General features: G+C 43.5%; 27 protein-coding genes and 1 riboswitch. Of the genes, 12 read left to right on the top strand and 15 right to left on the bottom strand.

Annotated elements, in window-relative coordinates; genetic code table 11:
* Positions 1–150: 150 nt before the first annotated feature.
* Positions 151–756, top strand: a complete 606-nt coding sequence (locus ACLSSO_RS01515; protein WP_413943854.1) for a hypothetical protein — start codon at positions 151–153, stop codon at positions 754–756.
* 47 nt (positions 757–803) lie between these two features.
* Here the strand turns inward: ACLSSO_RS01515 and ACLSSO_RS01510 are convergent, their stop codons facing one another.
* Complete coding sequence (locus ACLSSO_RS01510; RefSeq protein ID WP_295900143.1) at positions 804–1,262, bottom strand: SRPBCC family protein; 459 nt, start codon at positions 1,260–1,262, stop codon at positions 804–806.
* A 76-nt stretch (positions 1,263–1,338) separates the two neighbouring features.
* Between ACLSSO_RS01510 and ACLSSO_RS01505 the strand changes: the two genes are divergently transcribed.
* Entirely contained in the window at positions 1,339–1,788 is a 450-nt protein-coding gene (locus tag ACLSSO_RS01505; RefSeq protein WP_295900144.1) for a winged helix-turn-helix transcriptional regulator, read from the top strand.
* A 49-nt stretch (positions 1,789–1,837) separates the two neighbouring features.
* Here the strand turns inward: ACLSSO_RS01505 and ACLSSO_RS01500 are convergent, their stop codons facing one another.
* Together ACLSSO_RS01500 and ACLSSO_RS01495 are read right to left on the bottom strand one after the other, a co-directional pair.
* The gene (locus tag ACLSSO_RS01500; RefSeq protein WP_413943853.1) at positions 1,838–2,230 is read right to left on the bottom strand and encodes a DoxX family membrane protein; all 393 of its coding nucleotides are present in this window, start codon (positions 2,228–2,230) and stop codon (positions 1,838–1,840) included.
* Positions 2,231–2,266: 36 nt separating this feature from the next.
* Positions 2,267–3,994: an ATP-binding protein gene (locus ACLSSO_RS01495; RefSeq protein ID WP_413943852.1), complete on the bottom strand. Its 1,728-nt coding sequence runs from the start codon at positions 3,992–3,994 to the stop codon at positions 2,267–2,269.
* A gap of 58 nt (positions 3,995–4,052) precedes the next feature.
* On the opposite strand from ACLSSO_RS01495, the gene ACLSSO_RS01490 reads away from it, so the two are divergent.
* Positions 4,053–4,493, top strand: coding sequence for an OsmC family protein (locus ACLSSO_RS01490; RefSeq protein WP_295900147.1), 441 nt, complete (start codon positions 4,053–4,055; stop codon positions 4,491–4,493).
* On the opposite strand, the gene ACLSSO_RS01485 is transcribed toward ACLSSO_RS01490, so the two are convergent.
* Together ACLSSO_RS01485 and ACLSSO_RS01480 are read right to left on the bottom strand one after the other, a co-directional pair.
* Entirely contained in the window at positions 4,494–4,814 is a 321-nt protein-coding gene (locus tag ACLSSO_RS01485; protein ID WP_413943851.1) for an ArsR/SmtB family transcription factor, read from the bottom strand.
* Positions 4,798–5,250 carry an SRPBCC family protein gene (locus tag ACLSSO_RS01480; protein WP_295900149.1) on the bottom strand — a complete coding sequence of 151 codons (453 nt, stop codon included), beginning with the start codon at positions 5,248–5,250 and terminating at the stop codon, positions 4,798–4,800. The genes ACLSSO_RS01485 and ACLSSO_RS01480 overlap by 17 nt, the downstream gene beginning before the upstream one ends.
* 216 nt (positions 5,251–5,466) lie before the next feature.
* Between ACLSSO_RS01480 and ACLSSO_RS01475 the strand changes: the two genes are divergently transcribed.
* The 3 genes from ACLSSO_RS01475 (at position 5,467) to ACLSSO_RS01465 (ending at position 6,813) form a co-directional block, all read left to right on the top strand.
* Positions 5,467–5,946, top strand: a complete 480-nt coding sequence (locus ACLSSO_RS01475) for a carboxymuconolactone decarboxylase family protein (protein WP_413943850.1) — start codon at positions 5,467–5,469, stop codon at positions 5,944–5,946.
* Positions 5,946–6,431 (top strand): RrF2 family transcriptional regulator, encoded by a 486-nt coding sequence (locus ACLSSO_RS01470; RefSeq protein WP_413943849.1) that lies wholly within the window; start codon positions 5,946–5,948, stop codon positions 6,429–6,431. Before ACLSSO_RS01475 ends, ACLSSO_RS01470 begins: the two co-directional genes overlap by 1 nt.
* A 94-nt stretch (positions 6,432–6,525) precedes the next feature.
* Positions 6,526–6,813 (top strand): hypothetical protein, encoded by a 288-nt coding sequence (locus ACLSSO_RS01465; RefSeq protein ID WP_413943848.1) that lies wholly within the window; start codon positions 6,526–6,528, stop codon positions 6,811–6,813.
* Between the two features lie 43 nt (positions 6,814–6,856).
* Here ACLSSO_RS01465 and arsC read toward each other — a convergent pair whose 3' ends face one another.
* From arsC to ACLSSO_RS01450, 3 genes are all read right to left on the bottom strand, one after another.
* Complete coding sequence (gene arsC / locus ACLSSO_RS01460; RefSeq protein ID WP_413943847.1) at positions 6,857–7,204, bottom strand: arsenate reductase (glutaredoxin); 348 nt, start codon at positions 7,202–7,204, stop codon at positions 6,857–6,859.
* Positions 7,205–7,275: 71 nt separating this feature from the next.
* Positions 7,276–7,779 carry a thiol peroxidase gene (gene tpx, locus ACLSSO_RS01455; protein WP_295900154.1) on the bottom strand — a complete coding sequence of 168 codons (504 nt, stop codon included), beginning with the start codon at positions 7,777–7,779 and terminating at the stop codon, positions 7,276–7,278.
* A gap of 43 nt (positions 7,780–7,822) precedes the next feature.
* Entirely contained in the window at positions 7,823–8,548 is a 726-nt protein-coding gene (locus ACLSSO_RS01450; protein WP_413943846.1) for a transglycosylase SLT domain-containing protein, read from the bottom strand.
* Positions 8,549–8,751: 203 nt separating this feature from the next.
* Between ACLSSO_RS01450 and ACLSSO_RS01445 the strand changes: the two genes are divergently transcribed.
* Positions 8,752–9,987, top strand: a complete 1,236-nt coding sequence (locus ACLSSO_RS01445) for a multidrug effflux MFS transporter (protein ID WP_413943845.1) — start codon at positions 8,752–8,754, stop codon at positions 9,985–9,987.
* On the opposite strand, the gene ACLSSO_RS01440 is transcribed toward ACLSSO_RS01445, so the two are convergent.
* Positions 9,988–10,296, bottom strand: a complete 309-nt coding sequence (locus tag ACLSSO_RS01440; RefSeq protein ID WP_413943844.1) for a GNAT family N-acetyltransferase — start codon at positions 10,294–10,296, stop codon at positions 9,988–9,990.
* A gap of 109 nt (positions 10,297–10,405) precedes the next feature.
* Positions 10,406–10,504: riboswitch (TPP riboswitch) on the top strand.
* A 30-nt stretch (positions 10,505–10,534) separates the two neighbouring features.
* Between ACLSSO_RS01440 and ACLSSO_RS01435 the strand changes: the two genes are divergently transcribed.
* Positions 10,535–12,607, top strand: a complete 2,073-nt coding sequence (locus ACLSSO_RS01435; protein ID WP_413943843.1) for a TonB-dependent siderophore receptor — start codon at positions 10,535–10,537, stop codon at positions 12,605–12,607.
* On the opposite strand, the gene ACLSSO_RS01430 is transcribed toward ACLSSO_RS01435, so the two are convergent.
* The 3 genes from ACLSSO_RS01430 to ACLSSO_RS01420 are packed head-to-tail and all read right to left on the bottom strand — an operon-like array spanning position 12,599 to position 14,856.
* On the bottom strand, positions 12,599–13,165 hold the full coding sequence (locus ACLSSO_RS01430) for a hypothetical protein (RefSeq protein ID WP_413943842.1): 567 nt from the start codon (positions 13,163–13,165) through the stop codon (positions 12,599–12,601). The genes ACLSSO_RS01435 and ACLSSO_RS01430 overlap by 9 nt on opposite strands.
* Positions 13,166–13,171: 6 nt before the next feature.
* Positions 13,172–13,906: an extracellular solute-binding protein gene (locus ACLSSO_RS01425; protein WP_413943841.1), complete on the bottom strand. Its 735-nt coding sequence runs from the start codon at positions 13,904–13,906 to the stop codon at positions 13,172–13,174.
* Positions 13,907–13,917: 11 nt separating this feature from the next.
* Entirely contained in the window at positions 13,918–14,856 is a 939-nt protein-coding gene (locus ACLSSO_RS01420) for a YeiH family protein (RefSeq protein ID WP_413943840.1), read from the bottom strand.
* A gap of 100 nt (positions 14,857–14,956) precedes the next feature.
* On the opposite strand from ACLSSO_RS01420, the gene ACLSSO_RS01415 reads away from it, so the two are divergent.
* Positions 14,957–15,862: a LysR family transcriptional regulator gene (locus ACLSSO_RS01415; protein WP_295900162.1), complete on the top strand. Its 906-nt coding sequence runs from the start codon at positions 14,957–14,959 to the stop codon at positions 15,860–15,862.
* Here ACLSSO_RS01415 and ACLSSO_RS01410 read toward each other — a convergent pair.
* Positions 15,845–17,119 (bottom strand): aminopeptidase P N-terminal domain-containing protein, encoded by a 1,275-nt coding sequence (locus tag ACLSSO_RS01410; RefSeq protein WP_413943839.1) that lies wholly within the window; start codon positions 17,117–17,119, stop codon positions 15,845–15,847. The two genes, ACLSSO_RS01415 and ACLSSO_RS01410, sit on opposite strands and share 18 nt — an antisense overlap.
* Before the next feature lie 91 nt (positions 17,120–17,210).
* On the opposite strand from ACLSSO_RS01410, the gene ACLSSO_RS01405 reads away from it, so the two are divergent.
* Entirely contained in the window at positions 17,211–17,936 is a 726-nt protein-coding gene (locus ACLSSO_RS01405) for a helix-turn-helix domain-containing protein (protein WP_295900164.1), read from the top strand.
* Here ACLSSO_RS01405 and ACLSSO_RS01400 read toward each other — a convergent pair.
* Positions 17,929–18,909, bottom strand: coding sequence for an NAD(P)H-quinone oxidoreductase (locus tag ACLSSO_RS01400; protein WP_413943838.1), 981 nt, complete (start codon positions 18,907–18,909; stop codon positions 17,929–17,931). The two genes, ACLSSO_RS01405 and ACLSSO_RS01400, sit on opposite strands and share 8 nt — an antisense overlap.
* 150 nt (positions 18,910–19,059) lie before the next feature.
* Between ACLSSO_RS01400 and ACLSSO_RS01395 the strand changes: the two genes are divergently transcribed.
* Entirely contained in the window at positions 19,060–19,530 is a 471-nt protein-coding gene (locus ACLSSO_RS01395; protein WP_295900166.1) for a hypothetical protein, read from the top strand.
* Between the two features lie 75 nt (positions 19,531–19,605).
* Entirely contained in the window at positions 19,606–19,992 is a 387-nt protein-coding gene (locus ACLSSO_RS01390; protein WP_413943837.1) for a cell wall hydrolase, read from the top strand.
* Here ACLSSO_RS01390 and rnk read toward each other — a convergent pair.
* Entirely contained in the window at positions 19,989–20,393 is a 405-nt protein-coding gene (rnk, locus tag ACLSSO_RS01385) for a nucleoside diphosphate kinase regulator (RefSeq protein WP_295900168.1), read from the bottom strand. The genes ACLSSO_RS01390 and rnk overlap by 4 nt on opposite strands.
* Between the last annotated feature and the right edge of the window lie 162 nt (positions 20,394–20,555).

Here is a 20,555-nt window from a genome sequence, read left to right as displayed (position 1 = left end):
ACCCTATTTCATTAAAATGGCGTCTAGGGTATAAAGAGTTACGAATTTGATGTTGGATCTGGATGTCTTGCCGAGTTTCTTTCCCGGCCAGATCCGTAAAAATCAAAGGATGAAAGAAACCTCATTCACGGCATTTGCCAGGAGGTTTCTGTGTCTTACAAAAAATCCACTCTCACAATGTTTTTACTAGCGCTAATGTTTTCGCACTCTGCTTTTGCTGCAGAGACGATTGTTGTTTCGCGCAAGACCGGCGTCTTTTCACAAAATGAAATACAAACGTCATTTACTGTCGAATGGCGTCCACCCGCTTGCGATCCGGATACGTCCTATGATTGCGGTGCTGACACTGTCGATCAGGTCCCAGGTCATCAGTGTCGCTTTCGTGTTATCTTTCCGCTCGTGGCACCAAATGCATTAAATTATTCAGACTATGGATTAAATCCTCTAGCAAATCTTCCTAGAGATCCCGGAGTTTATGATGCGACTCCAGATATCTGCGCTGGTGCTCTGAATAAATGGAAACAATCTTTGCCTAACGACGGCCTGATCCACTACGAGATCACAACCGTCGATGTGCAATCATATTTCTGGAAGTATCCAAATGGAGTGATGGACAGTTCGAGTGCAGTTTGCATGAGAGCTGATGACTATTACGAGATATTAAATCTTCACGGTATCGGCGAAGAAAATGCGCAACCAACGACAAGCGTCTTAACGGCTGTTGATAATTCATTGTGCGCGAATATTGTAAAATAAAGAGATCGTCTGGAAGGAGAAGAAAAATTCTCCTTCCATCTTATTTACTAATTCCAGTTATCAATCTTCACATCAACAGGTGAAGGTTGGCCTTTTCCTTTTTCGACCAAGTCTTTAAGGCTCATCATAAAAATGGCCCATTTCATACTACAATGACCCATGAACTCGACTTCTTCTTTCCAATTACGGTGACCGAAAAGCACGATGGCGTATTCACCTTGTTGGGAAAGATCAAAGGTGATATCCGTGCCGATCCACTCCGCAGGACCTTCTGTACAACGCCACTGCACCGTACGATCTTGAGATTGTTTCATCACCTTCATACGCATGGAACCCTTCACTTCCCCTGAAGGAGTTTTGAAAACAAAGACTATTTCTTTACCTTCATCTGCAGCTCCGGAAACTTCGCGTGTCCACCAATTAGAAAGACCTTCTAACGTTGTCAATGCCTTATAAACATCGTGAACCTGTGCTTTGATACCGACTCTATGAATAATATTTGCCATAGATAACTCCTTCGTACTTTTAAGGTAAAATATTTCACTTGCTTTTTGCAAGTGAATTTCATAAAATGGTCTCGACATGGTAAAAAAGAAACAATTGCGCTCTCACTGTCCGATCAATTTTGGGCTGGAAGCCTTTGGTGACAAGTGGACCCTTCTTATTCTTCGAGACATCGTCTTTCGAGGAAAAAGAACCTATGGTGAATTTCTGAAATCCGAAGAAGGATTCGCCACAAATATCCTGGCTTCGCGCTTAGAACAACTTCTCGAAAATGGTATTCTCAAAAAAGAACCTAGCACCGAAGATGCCAGAAAGGATTCCTATTCCCTAACGGAAAAAGGTTTGGACTTAATTCCATTGTTATTTGAAATGGTTTTATGGAGTTCCAAGTACGATCGACATTCCGAAGCCCATAGAATTCCTAAATTGGTAGAGCTTATCAAAAAGAACAATCGAAAAATCAGCGAAGAGGTTCGCGAGAAGGTTCTGCGCGGCGAAGCTATCGTGAAATACTATCTGGAGAAATAAAAAAGGCACAGGAATGACCCCATGCCTCTTCACTTCATTTGCCTGAAAATTATTTGCGCTTAAACAACTGCTTCACTGTTGAAGAATATGGTTGAGCAAAGAACGCAAGATAGATCATCAAAAGTCCCATAATAACAGCCAATGGAACTCCACTTGGTGCCATGAATGCGTGAACAAGGAAGATGTTCAAAACAATTGGCGCAAGGACGACAAGTGCCAATGGAACAAACCATCCAGCCAAAAGAAGGAAACCACACACACTCTCAGTTAATTTTAAAAGCGTGAAGAAGTAACCAGAAGCCGCAAGACCCGTATTAAAAGTCACAAGACGTTCAGGAAGATCTGGTGGAGGCGGAATCAAGTTAAAAAGTCCAGCTAGGCCGAATACAAAAAAGATCAGACCCAAAAGAATACGTGCAATCATTGGTAGTTTGGCTTTCATGATGAAAAGTCTCCTTTTGTATATCTCACGATAATTTTAAGACGTCGGCAACAAAACTCTTACAGTCGTACCATGATCAACGCTCGAATCGATGGAAATCTGCCCATGAATCTTTTCGATAAACCCTAAAGTGAAGTTCATACCCAAGCCAAAACCCTCCTCACCGATTTGCCTTTGACGGCCCCGGTTGAGAATTTGGTTTACCGTTTCTGCCGTCATACCTCTTCCTTTATCAGCAACCAGGATCTCTACAAAGTTCTCTCGGGCGAACAATGAAACTTCAATAAGGGACTGTGACGGACTGTAACGGATGGCATTGGATAAAAGGTTTCTAAAGATAGATTCGATCGCAAAGCGAGAACACTTAACACTAAGACCTTTCGTAGGAATTGTTTTTTGCAATTGTATATTTTTTTGCAAAATCTGCGGCGACAATTGCGACCAAGCCGCATCCAAACAAGCTTCAAGATCTTGCGTCTCAAGATGGTCTTCGTCTTGAGTCCAAGCTAGAATATTTCTCAAAAGTGAAACGGCGCCATAGTTTGCCTGCTGAATCGTTTCTAACCTTGAAACCAGGTCCTGCTGCTGTTTTGCTTCTGCAAGCTCACGAGTATTTCGCAAAAGAATATTGACCGAAGATAAAGCTCCCGTCATATCGTGAGAAAGAACAGTCTGGATGCGACGGTTGAAATCCGTCATTCGCAGAATCTCGGTATTGAGCTCGCGTAAGATCGCGTTACTTTCCTCCAAATCCCGATATAGTTCCATGATCCGATCGACGTCATTTAAGACGTAAACCGAAGCTTTATGTTCTCCGGTGGAATCCTTAATGCCGTGATAGAAAATCTGATAAGTTTTGTCGGCGATCTCTACCGTATCAGGATTTTCAATGATTTTTTCGAGAGTTTTATAATTTCGGGCCGGCTTTCCCAGATCTCGATTGTGTAAATTCAAAAGCTGGTAAGCCGCGTGATTCAAATCCCAAAGCTCCCCTCGGGCGGTCAAGGTGATCACAGGACTAGGTAAATCTTTAAACACACGTTCTTGCGCCAAAGTTTTGATGTCTAAAAATTCCAAACGAGTCACCACAAAATAAAACATGAAAGCCATTGGCCATGCATATGCCGAACTTAACTGCATCATGAACATGTCTTTAATGATGTAGCGGGCGTAAATCTCTTTGCTAATATGAAACAATCCGCCCAGGGCAAAAAGAATGGCGTATCTTCGCATCACACCTTTCTTCTGAAAGATTGTGAGAAAATAAAAAATATAGATTCCTGACAAACAGAAGATGGAATACTTCAGGAAAATAAACATAACCGGACCGAAGCTGTAACTGAGAAAACCGAAGTTTCCAGGCATTTCGGCAAAATTATAAAGTATTAGTTTCCCTGCAAAAGGAAAATTCAGCAGGGCTGCAATCGAGGAGACTATGGTGACGACAGGAATGACATAAAGAAGAAATGACCACTTTTTCCACCTCTCCCAGTGTTCCCGATAAAAGACAACCCATGCCATTAAAAACCAGTTTGGCGGCACAATTGCAACCAAGGCAGGACGAAGTCTCGTTAAAAATGCTCGCGTGTCGAAATCATCAACAACGAAGATAAGTAAAAGCAAGAACATCCAAAGGACGTAGATAACCTGATTGATCAAAAGAATTCGATGCAAAAAAGATCGTCTATAGGGCCAGATCTTTACCGCTAAAACGGCACAAAGAACCAACGTCAAAATGATTGAACAATATGTCACAAGAAACATGAAAATATTTTTACATGTTTCCCAACTTCGTTCAAACTTTCCCTAGAGAGAGGGACTTATGCGGGCAAGAATAAAAAAACTAGACGGACACCATTTCCAATTTGACGTTCGAGGAATGCATGGGGACATCGACGTGACTCCGCCGGAGGTGAAGGCCCAGGGTCCGTCACCTAAAGAACTTATTCTTTCAGCTCTTTGCGGTTGCACCGGCACTGACGTCATCGACTTATTGGCGAAATTTCAAGTGACTTATGACAGTCTTGAGTTGGAAGCAAAAGCTCCCTTGACCGACAAACATCCCAAAGTCTTTTCACGTATTGATTTGAGCTATTTTGTAAACGGAGCCTCTGTGGATCCAACCAAGGTCATTGAAGCGGCCAAGCGTTCAACTCATCAGTACAGCGGAACCGCAGCCATGCTTTCCAAAGCTTGCCCAATCTACTACACCGTTCACGTTAATAATGAAAAAGTGGCCGAAGATCAGGTTCACTTTGAATAGTTAACTTTCAACGAAAGCCTTTAGACGATGAAGAGACTCATCCCATTGGCTTGAGATCAAATTCAAATAGTCTTGCATATCGCGAAGCGGACGAGCGTCCAGTTCAAAAAGAGTTTCTCGTCCTAAACGGATGCTTTTCACAAGTCCCACATCCTGAAGAACACGCAAGTGCTTCGTGACAGCCTGCCGAGTGATCTTTGAATTTTCCGCGAGGTCTGAAATCGAATGCGACTCACCGTCGATGAGTTTTTTCACCAGATAAAGGCGCGTTTCATCTCCTAAAGCCGCAAAAACTTCAGCGGCACTATGATTTCTGCGCAAGATAAGCCTCGATATTTTTCATTTGCTCAGCCCATCCACCGTCGTTCATTCTGAATGCTAACGCACGTCGATCTGCAGGTACTTTTTCAAAACCAGATTCTGTCACCGTCAGCAGCGTTCCCCGGGCGGTCTTTTCCAAATGAAATTCCACAAGAGTCGGAGTTTCTTTTGAATAATCAATGTCCGGCTCTACAGCGTAAGGATGCCAAGTGAATGAAAAATATCTTTCCGGCTCCAATTTCTGGATGATGACTTCCCACTTTAGATGCTCATAACCCGGATACAAGATGCGTCCCACGGCTGGTTTGCCAGCTACAAAAGGAGTTTCAATTTTTACGCGAAACCATTCACCAAACTCATGGTGATCCGTAAGAGCTTTCCAAACTCGGGCAACAGGAGCTTTGAGTTCAATCTTTTTTTCAATACGATTTTCCATTATGCAACCTCCTGGATGCATAATAATCCCTAGCTATAAATATGCAACTATTAAGTTGCATATTCGCTTTCTATTGTAAAAACACAAACAGTTAGAAATCGGAGAAAGGTATAAATATCTAATAAAATTAATATGTTGCTTACAAATAACGGAGGCCTTGCGTTACATCCTATTAAGGATATATAATATCCTTAATTAACCAGAAAGAGGTCTGCCGTGAGCATTCGTTTAAATTATCCACAGTTGTCTTCAGAAGCATATCAAAGCTTACTCGCACTTAGTGAAACGCAAAAAAATTATTCCATTGATCGAAGTTTGATTGAACTAGTGAAGATTCGAGTCTCTCAACTCAATGGTTGTTTGTTCTGCTTAGATCTTCACATCAAAGAAGCCCGCACTTTAGGTGAACGAGAACTGCGCATCCATCATTTGTCGATATGGCATGAATCCAGCTTGTTTACCGAGAAAGAGAAAGCGGCCTTGGAGTGGGCTGAACTATTGACTCGCTTTAATTCCAAGGGCGTTGAAGATGCGGAGTTCGACAAAGCTCGCACTTTCTTCTCTGAAAAAGAACTTTCTGATTTGACCTTTGCAATCGGTATTATAAACATGTGGAATCGCTTCGGTGTGGCCTTCAGAAACAAACCCGGCTCCCTAGATAAAATTTTCGGAGTGGATAAAATAGGATTGGTATAATGGTACTTCGCAATCAGGTCGAATGGGCTCTTCATTGTTGTAGTGTGCTAACGGGACTTCCTCCGGATCAGTACATTTCAACCAAAGACCTGGCGGAGTTTCATGGAGTTCCGAAGGAATATCTTTCCAAAGCTCTCCAATCTTTGGCGCAAGCGGGCCTCGTGCAAACCACACTGGGGCCTACGGGCGGTTATCGATTGGCAAAACATCCCAAAGATATTTCTTTCTTGGACATCGTAGAAGCTGTCGAAGGTCGGCGCCGCACTTTCAACTGCATGGAGATTCGCAAAAACAACCCTTGCCTAAAAAAATCCGACAAGATCTCCGGAGTCTGTGTTGTCGCTCGGGCCATGAATAAAGCTGACGACGCCTGGAGAAAAGAACTTCAGTCTATGACACTCGAAATGCTGGCCCAAGATGTGATTGATTCAGTTCCACAGGATGTTCTTCAGCGCAGTGCTGAGTGGCTGTCTTCGCGCCGTTAAATTGCTCAGACGCAGAGCTGTTTTAATACAAGCTGCAATTTTCCTAGAGAGATTTAAGCTTTTCTCAAAAGTTTATTTCTCGAAAGGACAATTTATGAAAACTATTTTCTTTGCAACAGTATTGGCAGTTTCGCTCAGTGGCCCCCTCGCTCACGCTGCTGGCGACAAAAACTCAAAAACAAAAATGGGCAAAATGGATAAGATGGAGTGGACAACCACTCAACGCGAGAATATGGCGAAGATGCATGAAAATATGGCGACCTGTCTGCGCTCCAATAAAGCGGTTAACGATTGTCGAGCAGAAATGAAAACTTCCTGCAAAGATATGGGAAAAGACGGTTGCCCGATGATGATGCATGATAAAATGATGCACGAAGAATAAAATCAAAGACCGCGTCGAATTCCTATTCACGCGGTCTGCTTCTTTAAGATAGAAGCTTTTTTATAGCCTCAGTCGGTCTGCCGATCACCGCTTCGTCATTTTTGATCACAATGGGTCTTTCCATCAAATGAGGATGCTTTAAAAGATACTTCACGACTTCCTCGACGGAATTCGTATCGAAATTAAGCTTCTTATAGTCCTCTTCTTTTGTGCGAACGATATTGGCGAGAGGCCCCTTCAGTTTTTCAATAATATCTCTGAGTTCCGCCTCGGTGGGATTTCTTTTTAAATACTCCACGATTTCGGGCTCTACGTTGTGATCTTTCAGAAGGCTAAGAACTTCACGGCTCTTACTGCACTGAGGATTGTGATAAATGATCCAGTTGTCCATAAGATGAAAATTTTATTTGAGAAAGAAAAAGAAAGACCAGAGCAAAGGCCCTGGTCTTTTATGAAGAAAAACTATTTACCAACTACAGAAGCCAAAGCGGCTTCGTAGTTTGGTTCATTCACGATTTCAGACACTTGTTCACAGTAAAGAACTTTATTGTCTTCAGAAAGTGTAACCACGGCTCTGGAAAGAAGACCCGCCAAAGGAGAATCTTCAATTTGCAAACCCCAGTCTTTGCCGAAGGAGCTTCTGAAAGAAGAAATCGTTTCGCAGTTCTTGATACCTTCAGCACCGCAGAAGCGAGCTTGCGCAAATGGAAGATCTGCAGAAATATTCAAAACAACAGTGTTGTTAAGCTTTGCCGCTTCTTGATTGAATTTTCTTACTGAGGCTGCACAAGTTCCTGTATCAACGCTTGGGAAAATATTAAGAACTTTTTTCTTTCCCGCGTAAGAAGACAATGTCACTTCAGACAAATCGTTTTTCACGAGTTTAAAATCTTTTGCTGCAGAGCCTTTTTCAGGAAGTTGACCCGATGTATTGACTGCATTTCCTTTAAGTGTGATTTTCGCCATTGCAAACTCCTTTAGAGATGGATCAACAATACCTGTTCTTGGTTTACTTGCAAATTGAAAGATTTTGGCTCCAACTCACAATGGATTTATAAGAAGTTTTATCGCCCGCACGCAATACAGACCAATAACGCGCCCCACCTCTCCAAGCATCACTCACTTTACCTGCAATACGTCCATCGCGACCGACCCAACGGTCTAAGATACGGACACCACAGCTTAAGTTCTTTAACGGATCATGAAGGTCTTGCGCTGTTTTAAATCCACAACCATAGGCATTGCCGCTTTCAATCGAGATTTGCAGAAGGCCTCGACTGACAACGCGTTTGCCGCTGCTGTCTGTAAATGATTCTGTGTACGAAGAATTGGTGTTGAAATTACTTTCAAAACGAACCATCGAAGAAATCAAAAACGTCCAGTACTGTTTGCGTTGAGCATAAGAGAGATTTTTGTATTTCGGACAAAACAAACTCGCATCTGCCGGAATAACGTCCAAAAGATTTTGTCCAAGCTTATCCAACTCGCGATCAACATGAGCAGTCCACTCTTTTCCCTTGGACGTTTTGCTCTCCCAAAGGGGGATCACTTCACGTAGAGGGTCTACAGATGTCGAGGGAGGAGGTGTTGTCGTTGTTGGTGGTTGAGGAGTTTCCGTCGAAGAATTTGAAGACGAATCCGAAGTCGTCGGTGGTCTTTGCGCCATGGAGCACGCAGTGTTTGTGATTAGTAAACTAGCCATTAAAATTGTGATTTTGTATGTGGTGTTTTTCATAAGTACCGCATCGGCAGAAAATCACCGTGCTTTACTGTTGAAAAAACTGTCGAAATTTTAGCCCTCTTTCATTCGAGAAATTGATTATTTTCTGTTCGCAAAGCCAACGATCCCGACGAGAGTCCAAAATAGTCGTTGACACTGATCATTAATGTATCTATAAAAGTTACATTAATTCAAACCGCACGGGCGTGAGGTCCCTCTTGAATTCCACTAAACATAGCAATTTTTCTTTGATCCTAGTTCTAGGAGCACTCACAGCTCTAAGTCCTTTTTCCATCGACATGTATCTGCCGGCATTCCCGAAGATGGCAGAGAGCCTGCATACGAGCGTTGCTGAAGTATCTTTATCTCTTTCAAGTTATTTCGTAGGCCTTGCTGTCGGACAACTTTTCTACGGACCTCTGCTAGACCGATTCGGTCGCAAAAAACCTCTTTATATCGGATTGCTCGTTTATATTTTGGCGACGATCGGCTGCTTAACTTCTCATTCTGTAGATACGCTTGTTGTCTTCCGCTTTATCCAAGCGCTTGGCGGTTGCGCTGCCAATGTTGCTGCGATGGCCATGGTGCGAGATTTCTTTTCACCTAAAGAAAGTGCCAAAGTTTTTTCGTTGCTGATGTTGATTCTGGGAGTATCTCCCCTGCTGGCTCCTACGGCTGGTGGTTATCTTGCAACAGCCTTCGGATGGCAGTCTGTTTTTGTCGTACTCACGGTGATTGGTACCTTAATGTTGGGCATTTCGATTTTCTATCTGCCTCACGGATATGAACCTGATAAATCCCATTCGTTACATCCCGGACTTATTCTAAAAAATTATCTTTCAATTATTAAAGATCCACAGTTTTATACGTACTCTGTGGCAGGTGCCTTGGCTTTCTCGGGATTGTTTGTTTATCTTGCCGCCTCTCCGACAATTTTCATGGAAATCTTTAAAGTCAGTGAGCAAGTTTACGGATGGATCTTTGCATTGTTAGCGGCAGGATTTATTGGAGCCAGTCAATTCAACATTGTTCTGCTTCGCAAATTCAGCAATGAAAAAGTTTTGCTAGCGGCTTTGGGCGGACTCACTTTGATGGGTTTTGCATTTTTTGCCGGAGCTTTGAGTGGATGGTATGGAATCGCCGGCACCATTGGGATCTTGTTCTGCTATCTTTCTTGCGCAGGACTTGCGAATCCCAATGCGGCGGCTTTGGCCTTAGCACCTTTTGCGAAAAATGCCGGAAGCGCTTCTGCTCTTGTCGGATTTTTACAAATGGGAATCGGAGCTTTGGCTTCTGTCAGCGTTGGAATTTTAAAAGCTCAACAGCTTTTACCAATTGCAGCGATTTTCACAGTGTCTTCACTTTTAGCCTTAGGAACACTTGTGTGGGGAACACGAAAAATCTCCCACAAAGTAGAAGTGGGCCCTGAAGACACCGGCATCATCGCGCATTAATCATTCGTTATGAAAGATGATGTCTTCTTCCTCGGGATGTCTATCAAACCAGCTTTCGGCGTAAGAACAGCTTGCAATCACTTTTACATGCTCTTCCTTAGCTTTTCGTAAAGCTTCGCGCATCAGCTGATCTGCAACATTTTTTCCGCGAGCAGGTGGCGGGACTTCGACTCCAAGAATATCCATGGAGTTCTGTGGACCGCGACGATAAAGAAGAACGGCTTCACCGCCTTCCACCTGGGCGCTAAACTTTTTGTCCTGGATTCTTTGGATTTCCATAAGAACAACTCCTCTTTTTTGTACTTCCATTGTCCGCTCCCTTGGATAAAAAAGCAAAACTCCAACCCTTGCCTCCTGGCAAAAGACCTTCGGCCGAAATAATATTTGACTGGGCTTTAAACTTGCCACATAACCCATGCCTGAAAGCTAGGGGTGCTATCAAGAAATTGATGGCTGAGAAACACCCTTTGAACCTGAAAGAGATAATGCTCGCGCAGGGAAGCAAGTAATGGTGTTGCCATGACTTCCTCCTGCCATAGGAGAACCCATGGGAAAAAAATTATTACTTGTTCTTTTGCTACACACTTCGTTTGCAAGTGCACAATCAGAAATTTCAACGATTCGAATTACAGAACCCGCTGGTCCTGTCTCGCTGGACGTTTCTGGATTTAATGACACTCCCGAAAAAGAACTTCCTCTTTCATCCGTTTCTATTTCTTCAAATAAAATGGCAGACAACGGTTTTCACCGTCTTTCCGATGTCACATTGATAGATGCTTCAACCACGAATAGCTACAATGCCACTGGATATTGGGATTATCTTTCCGTGCGCGGCTTCACTCTTGAAAATCGTTATAACTTTTTAAGAGAAGGTCTTCCTATCAGTGCGGAAACGTCGATCGGTCTTGATAACAAAGAACGCATTGAAATTTTAAAAGGGCTTAGTGGCATTCAAGCTGGGGCTGCTTCACCAGGAGGAATGGTGAACTATATCGTAAAACGACCCACGGAAAAACCTCTTCGAGTTCTAAATACTGAAATCAGTGAGCGCGGAAATTTGTTAACGGCTGCTGATGTGGGTGGACGCAGTGAAAATAAAAAATTTGGTTATCGAGTCAACCTCGCTCACGAGAATCTGGAACCACAACTTAAAAAGACCTCCGGCCAACGAACTCTTGTGGCGTTAGCGGGTGATTGGCGTTTGGACAATAACAACCTTTTTGAAGCAGAAATCGAATGGTCTGAAAGATCTCAACCAAGCCAAGCTGGATTCAGTCTTTTAGGAAACAAACTCCCCAATCCGGCAGATCCAACTTTGAATTTAAATAATCAACCCTGGACCAAACCTGTGGAGTTTAAGGGTCTCACCGGCACGATGAAATTCACAAAAAATCTGTCAGCTCCGTGGAGTTGGACTGTGATCGCGGGTGCTCAAGATCTTTCCACCAATGACCGCTTGGCGTATCCTTTCGGATGTAGCGCCGAGGATAACTATGATCGCTATTGCTCCGATGGAACGTATGACCTTTATGATTATCGCAGTGAAAACGAAAGTCGCAAAACTTATGCGGCAAAAACCGCTCTCCAAGGCGATGTTGTAACGGGTGCCTTTCAACATCAAATTTCCGTAGGAATATTGGGCAGCTCTATGCGCGAGCGCTTTCAAAAACAAGCTTACAATTATGCAGGGACGGGCAATGTCCAAGGCACCGGCATCGGCACAGCGAATCCAACTTTGAATGATGAAAATACCAATCGCGATACTTCCAATTATGAACTCTTTTTGTCTGATGCTTCTCAGTGGGGAAAATGGAAAAGTTGGTTGGGCCTTCGTTACACAAACTTAAACCGCGGAAGTTTCCGGACGGATGGATCACGCGCTCTTTCTTACACACAAAATTTTGCCACGCCATGGGCAGCTCTTTCTTATAACTTTGAAAATATTTTAGCCTATGCAAGTTATGGTCAGGGATTGGAGTCTTATGTCACTCCCAACAAAGACGGTTATGACCACCGCGGAGAATTTGTTCCCGATGTAGTGAGTAAGCAATTCGAAGTGGGACTTCGTGGAGGCAAAGAACTCAACTGGAGCATCGCTGCCTTTCAAATCACGCGTCCTCAAGTTATCGATCAAAAACCCAACTATCAAATTGATGGTGAAGCCGAGCACAAAGGCCTTGAAGCGCAAATTTCTTCACAGTGGGAACGATGGGATATAAATACTTCCTTAATGACACTTGAAGCCGTTCGCAAAGACAGTGTTCTTGATAAAAATCTCAACGGGAAAAAGCCGGTCAACGTCCCAGAGCAAACAGCTCGTCTGCAGTTAGGTTATAAAGTTCTTGAAATCAAAGGGCTTTCTTTAAACACCCGCTTGTCTCACGAATCAGAGCGCGCCGTACTTGCTGACAATAGCATCATGCTTCCGGCGTGGACTCGTTGGGATCTGGGGGCTTCTTACGCTCACACTTGGGATGATATGAAAATGCTGTGGCGCCTGTCGGTGGATAATGTCACTGATCAACGTTACTGGAAAGAGTCGCCAACTCAGTACGGACATATTTATTTGTATCCCGGAGAAGCTCGCAACGTTTATCTCAGTATGAGTGCATCACTCTAAAGGATTTTTTGCGATATCCGGAGGCCAGCGAGACAAATTGTAAGGGCGAAGCTTCGGTCCCAGCCAGTTTAAAACCTGATAGCTGACGAAATAACCCCACAAACAATCTCGCAAGGTTTGCTTCAAAATTCGTGGCAGCAACTGTCCTGCTGTCACATCACCAACGCCAACACGAAATCCGACAAGAACATAATTGGCAGTGGAGGTCGCAATTAAAAGCGTCCCAAATAAAAAAATTAAATTACGATCAATGGCTTCTTTTCTTTTCCAACCGCCAAGCCAGATAAAAAGGTAATAACCTAAAAGTGGTTTCACGGCGTTAGCAAGACCATGCAAGAAGATGATATCAGGTTCACGAATGCCTACGATATTCGAAGTCAGAACTTCCGCAAGAAGTTGTCCTGGAAAAACTCGTGGTCCCCACAAAAAGTACAACGGCAAACAGACGACGTAAGATCCATAGACGTAGAAAAATCCATCGTAATAAAATAAATGGTAGCTCAAAACTTTTGCGACAAACGCCAAAACGAAAGGCGCTACCCATGTCCACCATGCCATGCTTTTTTAGAACCAACCTTCTTTTTCAAAAAACTTGCGGCACTCTTTGGATTTTACAAAACCAATAAACTGCAAAGCGGCTTCTTTTCGTTTTGTCGATTTAGAAAGGGCCGTTCCACTAGAACGATAGATTGTCAGATTTTTCTCTGTAGGAATAATCTCTGCAATCTCCAAATTGCGGGTTCCCCAGATATTAAACACGAGCCAAGCATCAATGGACGGATCTTCCTTCCATTTCATTTCCGCATCCCCGGTATTCTTGGCGGCAAAAACAATATTCGCGCGGAATTTATTTAAAGCTTTGGCACTTTTAAGTCCGCCAACAATATCTTCCCACATGCCCACTTGTCCCGCACCATTGACAACTATGACCTTCAAAGGTTTTTCAACCAGGTCCTTGATGCCGTGAATCTTTTTGGGATTTTTAGGGCGAACCAAAATAGCGGAGGGCCTTAAATAGTGAGTCTCTATTGTTTGTGCATCCAGATTGGAAATCTTCTCCGCAAAAGAGTCCATCATATTTTCAGAGCCTGAATAAAACACATCCGCAGTTTCAGCCTGTCCCAACCATTTCTCTAGAGGACCTGCTGTCACGTTGACTTTGATTCCTTTTTCTTTTTCAAAAGCGGCGGCACAAGCTTTCATTGCCGGAGCCGGACCGCCAGGACCAAACACTTGAAGAGTTGTTTCTGCTTGAGCAGTGAGTGAAGTCAAAACTGAAAACAAAAGAACTTTAAACATTTTTAAATCCTTTAATGAATCCATCCTAAAAGAATAGCGCCTAGAGTTCCACTTGCAACCACAATCCAAAGTGAAACACCTTGAAGAAAAGGTTTTACTCCAACACTGCGGACAGTATTGCGAGTTAAGCTTAACCCAATTAGAAACAAAGTTAACACCAGCATTCTTTTTGCGACTTCATTCACGACATGTCCTACAGGTTGCAAGCTTGGAATCCAAGTTACAAGAGCCGCGGCAATTAAAAAGCCCAAAATGAACCAAGGCTTCTTCCCTTTTTGACGAGGACCTGCATCGTTTTGTTTGGAATAAAGATAGCCAACAAAAAACGCCACAGGAACGATCCACAAAGCGCGCGCCAGTTTCACCGTTGTGCCAACTTGCAGAGCCTCAGCCCCATACTGCATCGACGCTCCCACGACAGAACTTGTGTCATGAATAGCAAGAGCACTCCACAGACCAAACTGCGTCTGAGACAAATCAAAGAAATGCCCAAGCGGAGGAAAAATAAACAGCGCCAATGCATTCAACATGAAAACAGTTCCTAATGCTACAGACACTTCATGATGTTTTGCTTTAATAACAGGAGCCACGGCAGCGATGGCACTGCCTCCGCAAATGGCTGTTCCAACGGTAATCAAAACGGAGGTGTCTTTTTCTGTTTTATAGAGCTTTCCTAAAACAACGCCCATACCAAGAGCCAATGAAATTCCTGCAACGGTATAGCCAACTCCTTGCAAGCCCACTTTACCGATGACTTCAAGATTCATCCCGGCTCCCATCCCCATAACAGACAGACCTAAAAGGGAGTGAGTGATTTTACGTGTTTTATCAAGGTAAGGATTTCCGAGCCACATCGCCAGAACAACACCGGCTAAAAGCGCAACCCCGGAAGAAACAAATGGGGCCAGGCACAAAAGAGCGACAGCGGGAATAAGTATTTGAGCGAGCATATAAACCTCTTTGCTTGCTTAGATATTCCCTCACAATCATCATAAATACTAATATTATTACCTTATATCATATCAGAATTTCTGATATTATTTCTTCATCATGAATAACTATGATTTCCGTTTTAATCCTGAGCTTCTTTCCACCTTTCTCGCTGTTGCAGAAGCGGGACGAGTTTCCGCTGCTGCCAAGAGCCTTCATATTTCACAACCGTCCGTGACCTCGCACATTCGTCAGCTTGAGGAGGCTCTGGGGGTTCAGCTTTTTAAACGCTCTGTAAAAGGCGTGGAATTGACGGCAAAGGGACAAAAGTTTCACGACAAAGCAAAACAAATTTTTTCTCTGATTAACAACGCCGTTCACGATATTGAAGGCGGACACGAGCCTAAAGGAAAGTTGATGATCGCCGCAAGCACAACAATTGCGGATTATGTTTTGCCTTCTCTGCTTTCTGATTTTAAAAAGCGTTATCCTCTAGTTCAAGTTTCCTTGAAGGTTCAAAACACGGAAGAAGTTTTAGATCTCGTCCGTGAAGAACATGCCCCCCTGGGGCTGGTGGAAGGACATGCCAGAGCGGCCTCTGTTCACTTGGAACCTTTTCTTGAAGATGAACTGGTTTTAGTCGTTCCTTCAGCGTGGGTAGCCAGCATTCGCAAAACGTCTGATATTTTGAATTATCCTTTGCTGATGCGTGAGCCGGGCTCCGGCACACGTTCTATCATTGAAAGAGAATTTAAAAAAAGAAATATATCTATTAAAAACTTTAAAGAAGTGATTGAGATGGGAAGCGCCGGCGCTATTAAATCGGCCGTCGCTGCAGAATTGGGCGTTTCATTTTTATCTCGCATCTCCGTACAAAATGAAATGGCTTTGGGGAAAATCACCACGGTACCATTGCCCGACTTAAAAATGATTCGAATGTTTCGTTGGGCTTTGCCTTCAGGAGGCCTTTCGCCGTCCGCTCAAGAGTTTTATCGATTTGCGAGCGGGTTACAAACCCGCTCTTAATCCTTCAATCTCTGATATTTCTTTAGGTACGGACGTCAGAAGCTCTGCTCCCGTAGCTGTCACGGCAACGTCATCTTCGATACGCACACCAATACCCAAATACTGTGAAGGCACTCCGATTCCTTCGCGGAAGTAAAGACCTGGCTCCACGGTGAAGCACATACCTTCTGCCAGCTTTAAGGCATTTCCCGAATCATCCACATAAGAAGAGGGATCATGAACGTCCAAGCCAATCCAGTGAGAGGTCGAATGCGGCATGAACTTACCAAGATTCTCCTGAACGGTGTCTTTTGCAAATCCATTCTTAAGCATTCCCTCCGAAAGATGTGTTAACGCGATCTCGTGCAAATTTTTTAAGGTCACTCCAGACTTCACATTTTCTAGAACCGCTTTTTGTGCATCTAAAACGATTTGATAGATCTTCTTTTGTTCAGCAGAAAATTTTTTTCCGACTGGAAGAACGCGCGTAATATCGGCGCAGTATCCTTGATATTCCCCACCAGCATCAATCAAAACAATTTCACCTTCGTTCAGAATTCGATCCGTTCCTCTTGCATGCAAGATCGTCGATCTTTCTCCGGCACCCGCAATACTTTCATAAGCTGTCCACGGCATTCCCTGCGCCATAAATTGGGATTCAATCCAGCCTACAACCTCACGTTCAGATTTTCCTATTAAGTTTTGTTTCATCAACTCTCTGTGCACCAAAGACGATCTGCGGCCCGCTTCCTTCATTAGCGAGATTTCGTGATTATCTTTAACGAGCCTCATTGTACCAATAAGAGTTCGCGAGTCGCAAAGCGCCAAGGGCAAATTGGAAACACGACCGCGATGACGACTCTCGTAAGAAATCGTACTCAAAAGAGTCTGATCTATCTTTTGATTGCGCCCTATCGCTAAGGCAACTCTATCGAAGTCGTTTGTATGGCTGTGAATGATATCCGCAAGTTTATCCACACTTTCAAAGTTCACATCTTGCAATTTTTCTTTATCCGCGGCCGTTAACGAATGTCCGTCATCCCAGACGGCGGTGGCCTCGTTGGCATCCGAAAGAAAATACGTTTTTTTCCCAATAACTAAAAGAACCGCCCCAATAAGATGAACACCAGTGAGGTAATAAAAGTCCCCCGCCGTCTTATGTCGATACGCTACAGAATGCGATCTCATCGCTTCATCGCCAGAAGAAATCACAAAAAGCGTTCGAGAGTATTTTAAACCTAATTCTTGTCGTCTTTTTTGATAAATCATTGTTTCCATGTCTTGAGTATAGATATGAGATACAATATTCTAAATGAAGCATTAAAAAGTACCTTATTTGGGTACTTTTTAGGAAACCCAGGAGAAGACCATGGAACACTCGCAATACCTTTCTGCTATCAAAAAAGCTCTTAAAGCGCGAGGCGTGACTTATCTGGATCTAGCTGAGCAATTGAAAATGACAGAGTCCGGAGTCAAAAAAATGCTCAACGCCAAAGACATTTCTTTTCGTCGGGTTCTACAGATATGCGACTGTCTAGGAATCTTGCCTGGCCAACTTTTTTCTCTTTCAGAAAGAACATCAATTTCTGAAGTTATTCTAACAACTCAGCAAGAAGAGGCGCTTTTAAAAAACCGCGGCTTACTTGCCGTCTACTGGCGTATTGTGATTGAAAAGTATGAGCCTCACGAAATCGAAAGGCTTCAACACCTAACAAAAGCCGAATTAAAAAAGATTTTGGATCGTTTAGTTTCGTTGAATTTACTCACAGCTCGCAAAGGAGTGTATAGGGCAAAGCACGTCGGTAAATTTAAATGGTCTGACAAATCTAAATTAGCTAGCACTCTTAACAAGGAATGGTCTGAGCTGACTTTGCACCGAGCCCTTTCGGGTAAATTCGACAGTTCTTTGCATCGTCTGGTTTCCATGAAGGTCTCTCAAGAGTCCTATCAAAATCTGCTTAAAAAACTTTCCAAAGTTTTAGATGAAGCCGTTCAGGATTCTGAAAGTGAAGAACTCACTTTGAGCAAGCAAGAGCTTAAAACCTTTACAGCACTTATAGCGGTTACTCCTCAAGGTGTTTTTGATACTATTTAACGACTAAAACAATTTTACCTGTGTGGGCGCTGGATTCCATTAACTCGTGGGCCTCACGCGCTTGTTCTAGAGGAAATGTTTTATAAATCACAGGCTTCATATGACCTTGATTTAAAAGCGGCCAGATATTTTTCTCAAGAGCCTGGGCAATACGCGTTTTTTCTTCCACAGAGCGTGCACGCAATGTGGAACCCGTTAAAGTTAAACGCTTAAACATCATTTTTCTTAAATCCAATTCGACATGAGTTCCTTTTATCGTCGCAATCTGCACCAGTCGGCCCAAGGGCGCGAGAGCTTCTATATTGCGGATAAAATAATCTCCGCCAACCATATCCAGAATCACGTCCACACCGCGGCCTTGAGTCGTTTCTTTAATAGCCGTCACAAAATCTTCTTCTTTATAAAGAATCACTCGGTCAGCACCCAAAGCTTTACAAGGAGCCACAGATTCTTTTTTTCCGACAGTCGTAAAAACTTTTGCTCCTAGAGTGTGCGCCATTTGGATCGCCGTTGTGCCTATTCCACCTGATCCGCCATGAACTAAGATGCTTTCACCTTTTTGCAGTCGCCCACTTTCAAAAACGTTCGTCCATACTGTAAAAAAAGTTTCCGGCAAGGCAGCTGCGTGAATCATATCGAAATCTTTCGGAACCGGCAGACACTGGCCTTCAGGAGCCGCAGCATATTCGGCATATCCTCCCCCGGAGATCAGGGCACACACGCGGTCCCCGACTTTCCAACGGGAAACTTGAGATCCACAAGTAACAACTGTTCCCGCAACTTCCAAACCTAAAATATCAGAAGCTCCTGGAGGCGGAGGATAAGTTCCCTGCCGTTGAGCACAGTCAGGACGATTGATACCTGCCGCATGCACTTCGATTAATACGTCATGGGCTGCCGGTTCAGGGCGAGGACGCTCACGAACATAAAGAACTTCAGGGTCACCAGGATTTTTCATATCAATCACGCGCATAGTTCACCTCATCTGTGAGCATGAAGCGCGCGGAAGTAAGAGTCAAAATGCATTCCTGCAAAATAACATAACTCGCAAAAATGTATAATCTCAAGTCCTCTTGTCCCGCTCTTCGCTCGCATCTACATTGGCCTTCACTAAGGAGACTCCATGAAAACCACAGCAATCGTTTTGAGCTTTTTTACTCTCTTAAGCTTTCTGCCAACAACGCACGCAAAAGAAGTACAACCTTTGCTTACATGTTCGAAAACGGTGATCGACACGGTCTACATTCCAAAGCTGCGTGAAGTTGCTGATTGGACGGATGATCAACTTAGACCTTACGCGAAGCAGATGTGCAATTTAGAAAAGCAACAAGGTGCTTTACGCGGCTCGATTAAAAACCGTGCGGAAGAAATTCGCACAGGCAATTGGCGTATTTGCAAAGAAGTTATTCCTGGAAATCCAAATCCGACGGACGCCGAATGCAAAACGGCTTATGCTGAGAAAGTGAATGACCTTATCGACAAATGCATTGAGCTTGTTTCATTAGGACACAATCCGCACAATGTTCTTTTGTTCATTGATCCGCTCAAAGTAGAAGTCGCTTGCCTTAAAGGCGTCAATACGGCGTTAAAGTAGAACTGTCTTTACTTTCTAGTCTATAGACCAGCGTCCCGTCGTTAAGTCCTTCGGGCGAAATTCGATAAGAAATGTATGAGATTCTTCATGCATTTCTTCTTTGTTGTTTCATTATTGAGTGCGACAGCTCTGGCTGACGAAAGCTCGGTGTACACGTGTCGCTTTGAAGAGGATCCTCACGGATTTTCTTCAATCCGTATGAAGAAATATTTCGATACGGCCGCCAATAGGGAATTAGGAAAAGTCGATTTGATTCAGAATTTTATTGTCACCGAAAGCACTCCGACAAAAGTTTATCAGATTCCGCTTTTAGACAATCAAACCTACGTGCAATTGTGGTATTCGCCCACTCTTCGCGTCGACGCGCAACTCTCTTATAGCCAAGGCTCCAGAGAGTTCCACGCGACTTATAATAAAAATTCCGAACGCCGTGGGCTCATTTGCGTTGAATTGCGTGATTAAAGCTCAAACTGTCCAGATGCTTCCGGCTGATAAACAACCTCCTGCACTTTAAGTTTTTTCGTCGCACCATTAGGCATTTTCCAATTGATAGATTGACCGGCACTCAATCCCAACAAAGCGATACCCACCGGAGCCAAAATAGAAATACGTCCTTCTTCCAGCTTAGCGTCCTGCGGATACACCAATGTCATTTCGCTTTCTGTTCCTGTGGATTCGTCTAAAAACTTCACGCGAGAATTCATCGTCACAATGTCGCGAGGAATTTCCTTTTGCGAAATCACATTGGCACGACTTAGCTCTTCTTCTAAAGCTTCTGCCCACTGACCTTCCACTTGAGAAACTAAAGCAGTTAAACGGTGATAATCTTGATCTGTGATAAAAATGCGATTTTCTGTGGTCATACAATCCTCCTTAAGAGAGATGGTGTGTAATGAGATTTAAAATTTTAGGAATAAAAAAAGAAACTAAGCGGCCTTCAGCAGAAATTTTCTGCTGCAACAAAATCTCAGAATAGGATTTTTAGACGTTGCATGGCGCATAAATGTATTAAACATGAAACTGAT

This window comes from Bdellovibrio sp. HCB-162, assembly GCF_047344985.1.
GTDB lineage: Bacteria > Bdellovibrionota > Bdellovibrionia > Bdellovibrionales > Bdellovibrionaceae > Bdellovibrio.
This window is presented reverse-complemented; position numbering and strand designations above follow the sequence as displayed.